Raw genomic sequence first — 1,110 nt, forward strand, 5'->3', positions numbered from 1 at the left:
AGGGCGGGGGTGCCGATGCGCAGGCCGCTGGTGGTCATGGGGGGTCGGGGGTCGTTCGGGACGGCGTTGCGGTTGACGGTGATGCCGATGGTGTGGAGGCGGTCTTCGGCTTGTTTGCCGTCGAGTTCGGAGTGGCGCAGGTCGACCAGCACGAGGTGGACGTCGGTGCCACCGGAGACCAGCGACACCCCGGCGGCGCGGGCGTCGTCGGCCAGGAGGCGGTCGGCGATGATGCGGGCGCCCTCGAGGGTGCGTTGCTGGCGGTCGGCGAACTCGGGGGTGGCGGCGAGTTTGAACAGCACGGCCTTGCCGGCGATGACGTGTTCGAGGGGGCCGCCCTGCTGGCCGGGGAAGACCGCGGAGTTGAACTTCTTCGCGAATTCCTCACTCGCCGAGAGGATCACCCCGCCACGGGGGCCGCCGAGGGTCTTGTGGGTGGTCGTGGTGACCACGTCGGCATACGGCAGCGGGCTCGGGTGCAGCCCGGCCGCGACCAGGCCGGCGAAGTGGGCCATGTCGACCATCAGGTAGGCGCCGACCTCGTCGGCGATCTCGCGGAACCGGGCGAAGTCGAGCTGCCGCGGATACGCCGACCAGCCCGCCACGATCAGCTTCGGCCGGTTCTCCCGCGCCAGCCGCGCCACCTCGTCCATGTCGACGCGGTGGTCGTCTTCGCGCACGTGGTACGGGACGACGGTGTAGAGCTTGCCGGAGAAGTTGATGCGCATCCCGTGCGTCAAATGCCCGCCGTGGGCCAGGTCCAAGCCCATGATCGTGTCACCCGGGGTCAGCAACGCGTGCATCGCCGCGGCGTTGGCCTGCGCCCCCGAGTGCGGCTGCACGTTCGCGAACGACGCCCCGAACAACGCCTTCACCCGATCGATCGCCAACTGCTCGATCACGTCCACGTGCTCACAACCACCGTAATACCGGCGGCCCGGATAACCCTCGGCGTACTTGTTCGTCAACACCGAACCCTGCGCCTGCAACACCGCCTGCGGCGCGAAGTTCTCCGACGCGATCATCTCCAACGTGTTCTGCTGACGACCCAGCTCCGCCCCCACAGCAGCGGCCACCTCCGGATCCACCACCGCAAGCCGGTCGTTGAAC

General features: G+C 68.9%; 1 protein-coding gene. It reads right to left on the reverse strand.

The window, feature by feature from the left end; all coding sequences use genetic code 11:
• Window positions 1–1,110 (reverse strand): serine hydroxymethyltransferase (glyA, locus tag AC29IT_RS28720; RefSeq protein WP_488220785.1); only part of this gene is annotated, 1,110 nt, incomplete at both ends.

This window comes from Saccharopolyspora sp. MMCC62, from assembly GCF_057736575.1.